At 48.0% G+C, this 6544-nt stretch carries 9 protein-coding genes; all 9 read left to right on the top strand.

The genetic code is table 11. The features are described from left to right. Window positions 1-264 (top strand): hypothetical protein (locus tag GXO76_05390; protein ID NOY77285.1); only part of this gene is annotated, 264 nt, incomplete at its 5' end. A 38-nt stretch (window positions 265-302) separates the two neighbouring features. Further along, entirely contained in the window at window positions 303-695 is a 393-nt protein-coding gene (locus GXO76_05385) for a GxxExxY protein (GenBank protein ID NOY77284.1), read from the top strand. Between the two features lie 57 nt (window positions 696-752). Beyond that, the gene (locus GXO76_05380) at window positions 753-2414 is read left to right on the top strand and encodes a methylmalonyl-CoA mutase family protein (protein NOY77283.1); all 1662 of its coding nucleotides are present in this window, start codon (window positions 753-755) and stop codon (window positions 2412-2414) included. 128 nt (window positions 2415-2542) lie between these two features. Beyond that, window positions 2543-2977, top strand: a complete 435-nt coding sequence (locus tag GXO76_05375) for a cobalamin B12-binding domain-containing protein (GenBank protein ID NOY77282.1) — start codon at window positions 2543-2545, stop codon at window positions 2975-2977. Beyond that, window positions 2974-4524: an acyl-CoA carboxylase subunit beta gene (locus tag GXO76_05370; GenBank protein NOY77281.1), complete on the top strand. Its 1551-nt coding sequence runs from the start codon at window positions 2974-2976 to the stop codon at window positions 4522-4524. The genes GXO76_05375 and GXO76_05370 overlap by 4 nt, the downstream gene beginning before the upstream one ends. A gap of 83 nt (window positions 4525-4607) precedes the next feature. After that, window positions 4608-4970 carry a nucleotidyltransferase domain-containing protein gene (locus GXO76_05365; protein ID NOY77280.1) on the top strand — a complete coding sequence of 121 codons (363 nt, stop codon included), beginning with the start codon at window positions 4608-4610 and terminating at the stop codon, window positions 4968-4970. Beyond that, on the top strand, window positions 4942-5334 hold the full coding sequence (locus GXO76_05360) for a HEPN domain-containing protein (protein NOY77279.1): 393 nt from the start codon (window positions 4942-4944) through the stop codon (window positions 5332-5334). The genes GXO76_05365 and GXO76_05360 overlap by 29 nt, the downstream gene beginning before the upstream one ends. 10 nt (window positions 5335-5344) lie before the next feature. Continuing rightward, complete coding sequence (locus GXO76_05355) at window positions 5345-6175, top strand: hypothetical protein (protein ID NOY77278.1); 831 nt, start codon at window positions 5345-5347, stop codon at window positions 6173-6175. Next, window positions 6156-6347, top strand: coding sequence for a zinc ribbon domain-containing protein (locus GXO76_05350; protein NOY77277.1), 192 nt, complete (start codon window positions 6156-6158; stop codon window positions 6345-6347). The genes GXO76_05355 and GXO76_05350 overlap by 20 nt, the downstream gene beginning before the upstream one ends. The last annotated feature ends 197 nt before the right edge of the window (window positions 6348-6544 follow it).

The following is a 6544-nucleotide window of genomic DNA, read 5'->3' as shown; positions in this document are numbered from 1 at the left end:
CTTCAGACCGTTGCCAGTGAAGGCAAAGGGATTGCAGAACTCTACGAGACCCTGCAAGAATTTCAGCGTTATCAGAAAGAAAAGCATATTCTGGATCGAAAATTTAAGCAGCGCATTGAAAGCCGTATCCGGCGATACCTGAACGAGCAGATATTAAACACATACTGGGATGCTGAAAAGGAAGAGAAATTCACGTCCGGCGTACAGGAGATTCTTACCCGTCAAAAAACCCTTCAGCAATTATTGAAGGACTTTGTGAAATAAAAAAATGGCCACCAAGACTCAAAGGCTCGAAGGAAGAAATGGATTACAAAAAACCTTCAAAAAAAGAGGAAGAAATTGCCAGTCAGATTGTCGATGCGGCTTTTCAGGTTCATTACAAATTGGGTCCGGGATTATTGGAAAGAGTGTATGAAATTTGCTTGTGTCATGAATTATCGAAACGGAATTTGACTTATAAGAGACAGGTTGAGATTCCAATTATTTACGATGGAATTAAATTGGAAGAGGCATTTCGATTGGATGTTTTAGTTGAAGATTTGGTTATCTGTGAGTTAAAAGCAGTTGATGAAATGAATCCTGTGTGGGAGGCACAATTGTTGAGTTACCTTAGGTTAACAGGTAAACGCCTTGGATTTTTAATTAATTTTAATGTGCCGCGCATAAAAGATGGAATTAAAAGAATGATATTTTAACCTTTGTGTTTTAGAGTCTTGGTGGCCTAAATATTTTTTATTTAAAAGGAGAAGGCGATGGATGATCTCGACAAGATAAAAAAAGAGAAAGAGCGGTGGGAGCAGGAGATGCAAAAAAAATCCCGTGACCGCAAAGATAAATTTGTGACCACTTCTTCCGAGCCGGTGGCGCCGCTTTACACGCCCGACGACATGGAAGGAACGGATTACCTGAAAGACATTGGGTTTCCCGGGGAGTATCCCTACACGCGGGGTGTCCACTACAACATGTACCGCGGACGCCTCTGGACCATGCGGCAATTTGCCGGTTTTGGCACCCCCCGCGATACCAATAAGCGGTTTCATTATCTGCTCAAACACGGGGAAACCGGGCTTTCCACGGCGTTTGATCTGCCGACCCTGATGGGATACGATTCCGACCACCCGAGAAGCCACGGCGAAGTGGGTGTTTGCGGTGTGGCTGTGGATACGCTCAAGGACATGGAAATCATCTTCGACGGGATTCCTCTGGACAAGGTGAGCACCTCCATGACCATTAATTCTCCAGCGTCCATTCTATTGGCTTTCTACATTGTGGTGGGTGAGAAGCAGGGCGTTCCGTCCAAACAACTGCGGGGAACCATTCAAAATGATATTCTGAAGGAATACATCGCTCAAAAGGAGTACATTTTTCCGCCGGAACCCTCCATGCGAATTATCACAGACACCATGGCCTTTTGTAAGGACGAAGTTCCCCTGTGGAACACGATTTCCATTAGCGGGTACCACATTCGAGAAGCCGGATCGACAGCGGCTCAGGAACTCGCCTTCACCCTGGCGGATGGCTTCACGTACGTAGAATACGGAATCAAGGCCGGAATGAATGTGGATGAGTTTGCGCCTCGTCTGTCGTTTTTCTTTAATTCCCACCTGGATTTCTTTGAAGAGATTGCCAAATTCCGGGCGGCCCGCCGAATCTGGGCGCGCCACATGAAGGAAAAATACGGAGCCAAAGATCCCCGATCCTGGCTGCTTCGTTTTCACACCCAGACCGCCGGATGCTCACTAACGGCTCAACAGCCGGAGAACAACATCGTACGCACGGCCTACGAAGCCCTGGCGGGAGTTCTTGGCGGAACCCAGTCGCTGCATACGAATTCGATGGATGAAACACTGGCGCTGCCCTCGGAAAAGGCCGTTAAAATTGCCCTGCGGACCCAGCAAATTATCGCCAATGAAATTGGGGTGGCCAATACCATCGATCCGCTGGCCGGATCCTATTTTGTGGAGTCGTTAACCAACAAAATGGAACAACAGGCAGAGGACTACTTCCGGCGAATTGAGAGTCTGGGCGGAGTGATTCCGGCCATAGAAAAGGGGTTCTTTCAAAAAGAAATTGCGGATGCGGCTTTTCGCTATCAGGAAGAAATCGATAAAAAAGAGCGCATTATTGTGGGCGTGAACGAGTACGTGGAAGAAGACGAAAAAATTGACATTCCCATTTTGAAAATCGACCCCGAAGTGGAAAAGGAACAGGTTCAAAATCTAAAAAAAGTGAAAGAGACCCGTGACAATGAAAAGGTAAAATCCTGTTTGCAGAAATTGCGAAACGCCGCGCGGGAGGGCGACAATCTCATGCCCCGTTTTATCGATTGTGCCCGGCAGTACGCCAGCCTCGGCGAAATGATTCAGGTGCTGCGGGAAGAATTTGGAGAGTACCGGGAGGTTTCGATATTCTAATCCCAAATTTTATTGCCGCGGATTCACGAATTCAGGCGAAATTAATGGGGATGTGTTTGTGATAAGCCGGAGAGAATTCAAGCGTCACGCAATCCTGTTTATCCTGTCAAAATAAAAGGAGTGTTTTTATGCAAGATCGAAAGATTCGTGTGCTCATTGCCAAGCCCGGTTTGGACGGTCACGATCGGGGGGCCAAGGTTATCGCAGCCTCGCTTCGGGATGCCGGAATGGAGGTCATTTATGCCGGTCTGCGCCAGACGCCGGAAATGATTGTGGAAGCGGCCCTGCAGGAGGATGTGGATGTGATTGGCCTGAGCATCCTGTCCGGCGCGCATATGACCATTTTCCCCCGGGTACTGGAGCTTATGCGGGAAAAGGGGTTGGACGATGTGCTGCTGACCGGGGGAGGCATTATTTCGGATGAAGACATTCAAAAGTTGGAGGCCATGGGGACGGGCAAACTGTTTGGCCCCGGTACCAATACCAATGAAATTGTAGCCTACATCAAGGACTGGTATAAAAAGAATCGACTAAGCAAGGAAAATGAAGAGGCCCATTCATGAGCATTGAAGACAAGATAAAGCGTCTGCGTGAAAAAAAGGCAGAGGCTCTTCTGGGGGGCGGACAGAAACGGATTGATGCCCAGCACCAAAAAGGAAAATTAACGGCGCGGGAGCGTGTGCAGCTCCTCCTGGACGAAGGCAGTTTTGAGGAAGTCGATATGCTGGTACGCCACCGCTCCACGGAGTTCGGACTGGATAAACAGCGCTTCCTCGGAGACGGCGTGGTAACCGGCTACGGAACGATTGACGGACGGCTGGTATTTGTCTTTTCACAGGATTTTACCGTGCTGGGCGGCTCGCTTTCGGAAGCTCATGGTCAGAAAATCTGCAAAATTATGGATATGGCGATGAAAATGGGGGCACCCGTCATCGGCCTCAACGATTCCGGTGGAGCCCGTATTCAGGAGGGAGTGGTGAGTTTAGGGGCGTATGCGGATATCTTTTTGCGCAATACACTGGCTTCCGGCGTTATTCCTCAAATCTCCCTGATTCTCGGTCCCTGTGCGGGTGGGGCCGTCTATTCCCCGGCCATTACGGATTTTATCATCATGGTCAAAAAAACCAGCCACATGTTTGTGACGGGTCCGAATGTGGTTAAAACCGTAACCCACGAGGCGGTCAGTTTTGAGGAATTGGGCGGTGCCATGACCCATGCAACCAAGAGCGGTGTGGCGCATCTCGTGGCCGAAAGCGAAGCGGAAGCCATCATGGCCACGCGCCGGCTGCTAAGTTTTATTCCCCAAAATAATCTGGAAGACCCTCCGGTTATCGACACCGGGGATGATCCCAATCGAAGGGACAAGGAGCTCAACACCATTGTTCCTGACAATCCCAACAAGCCGTACGATGTGAAGGAAATTTTTACACACGTGTTCGACAATGGGGAGTTTTTTGAGATTCATGAAAATTATGCGCCGAATATTGTGGTCGGTTTTGCGCGGCTGGGCGGTCGCTCCGTGGGGATTGTGGCCAATCAACCGGCGTATCTGGCCGGTGTTCTGGATATCGACTCGTCCATTAAAGCGGCGCGCTTTGTGCGCTTTTGCGATGCCTTCAACATCCCCATTATTACGTTTGAAGATGTGCCGGGCTTTCTGCCGGGAACCGATCAGGAATGGCGGGGTATTATTAAAAACGGAGCCAAGCTCTTGTATGCCTACAGCGAAGCCACCGTCCCCAAAATTACCGTGATTGTGCGGAAGGCGTACGGAGGCGCTTACGACGTGATGAGTTCAAAGCATATTCGCGGAGATGTGAACTACGCTTGGCCAACCGCCGAAATTGCCGTTATGGGACCGAAGGGAGCGGTGGAAATTATCTTCCGAAAGGAGATTAAACAGGCCGAGAATCCTGAGGAAGCCCTGAAAAAGTTAGAAGAGCAGTACCGCGAGCGACTGGCTAATCCGTACGTGGCAGCCGAGCGGGGGTATGTGGACGATGTGATCGAGCCTTCGGAAACACGGCCAAAATTGATTCGGGCACTTGAAATGACCCAAAATAAGGTCGATCACAATCCCAAAAAGAAACATGGGAATATTCCGTTGTAGGTGAAGTGATAACCCGATTTGAAACGGGAAATTCTAAACACACGAGCGGGGATGTTGAAAAACGTTGAAACAGGAGCCAAGATATGAGTGAAACAGTGTCCATTATTGGCAAACGCTGTGCAACTATCGATGAAATTCGAGAGCAGGTTTATCGAATCATAAAGGAATTTGATCCTGAAAAAATTATTTTATTTGGTTCATATGCCTATGGTAATCCCACACCCGAAAGTGATGTTGATTTACTGGTTATCAAAAAAACAAGCCAACCAACAATGGAATTGAGTTCGAAGATTGCCCTGTTATTGGATCACACGTTTCCTTTCGATATCATTGTGATTACACCCGAACAAATCAATAGGCGCTTACAGAGCGGTGATTTTTTTATTGAAGATGTCCTCAATAACGGGAAACTATTATATGAACGACATAACCAAGGAATGGATTGAAAAGGCAGAGGGTGATTACTATAGTGCTTTGCGAGAGTTCAGGGCACGAAAACATCCGAATTACGATTCCGCCGGATTTCATGCCCAACAATGTATTGAGAAAGATTTAAAAGCAATTCTCCAAGAAAAAAGTGTTCGTTTTCAAAAAGTTCATGATTTGCTTGCTTTAATGAAACTTGCGTTGCCTTTTGTACCTGATATGGATTTTTATAGCAATATGTTTGCTTTGCTCAATCCTTTTGCTATTGCTTTTCGATATCCTGGGCAGTCGGCCACTCGAGAAGAAGCGAAAATGGCCATCAACGCCATGAAAACATTACACCAATACTTAAAGAGTGTTTTATATCAAATCGAAGAAAAATGACGAAATGCACATGTTCTCTTTATTAAAGAATGCCTGGCAGCTCGTTGCCGGGAAACCCAAAGTGTCAGCCAAAGCGTCCGAAAACCCGGTGCTTAAAACGCTTGTGAACCGACGGAGCTGCCGCCGGTTTACCGACGAACCTGTTTCCGATGACACGATGAACGCCATTCTCGAGGCGGGACGCTTTGCCCCAAGCTCCGTGAATTTGCAAACGTGGTCTTTTATCACATTTACCCGGGAAACCTGGCAAGATGTGTTCGGTACTAAAATCCCCTTTAATGGAAATCGCGCCATCATGGTGTGCAGCGACGTGCACCGCATCGGCCAAATTCTGACAGACTTTAAAACCAATACCCTGTTGGCGCACACCATGGCCGTGTTTAATGTCGGCCTCGCCGCCATGGCCATGACAGTCGCTGCAGAAGCTCTGGGACTCGCCTCGGTGATGCTGTCGGATACCGGCAAATCCGGGCTGCTGGACACGCGTTTCCTGAAAGACAAGCTCCATCTTCCCGAGGGCGTTATTCCCATCGCCACCATCGTCCTTGGCTACCGAAAAACAGCGTCGCCGGGAATTCCGCCGCGATTCGAAAAGCGCGATGTTGTGTTTGAAAGCGCCTACGGGCCATTGCGGATGAAAGACCTGACTGCCTGGCATCAGCAAATGAAGATCGGATATAAACTCACGAATCTGACCTCCAGTTTTGACAATAAACTGCGCTATTATTTGTCCCGATTTGATGAGGCTGAAGAAGCCCTGCAAACACAGGTTTTTGGCCGACAAAAGGATCACCCTGAACCGAATAAAAAGGAAAAACTCGATGGAAATCGGAAAAGATGAAAAGGAATGTCCCGGCTGTGCGATGCCCGTTCCGAAAGATGCCGAGGTGTGTCCCTATTGCGGGTACGAGTTCCCGGAACAAAAATCGTCCCTCAAATGGGTTGCCATTGCGATGGCCGTTCTTTTTGCCTATCCGTTGATTCGTCTGTTCATGCGCCTGCTGGGACTTTAGGCCGAAAAATTCATTAGCCACGAAAACACAAAGGCACAAAGACAAAATAAACAAATATGTAAGTTCTTATTGAAATAGGAAAACATACAAAACAACTCTACCGTTGCGGGTTTTGCAAAAGTGATTGAAAAATATTTGGTGAAAATACGTTAACCCGTTGCACCCACGTTAACCGGAAATGGTTAAACTCAGCGACG

The organism is Calditrichota bacterium (genome assembly GCA_013151735.1).
Lineage (GTDB): Bacteria > Zhuqueibacterota > JdFR-76 > JdFR-76 > BMS3Abin05 > BMS3Abin05.
Note: the sequence above shows the minus strand (reverse complement) of the source record. Positions and strands in the feature narration are given on the sequence as shown.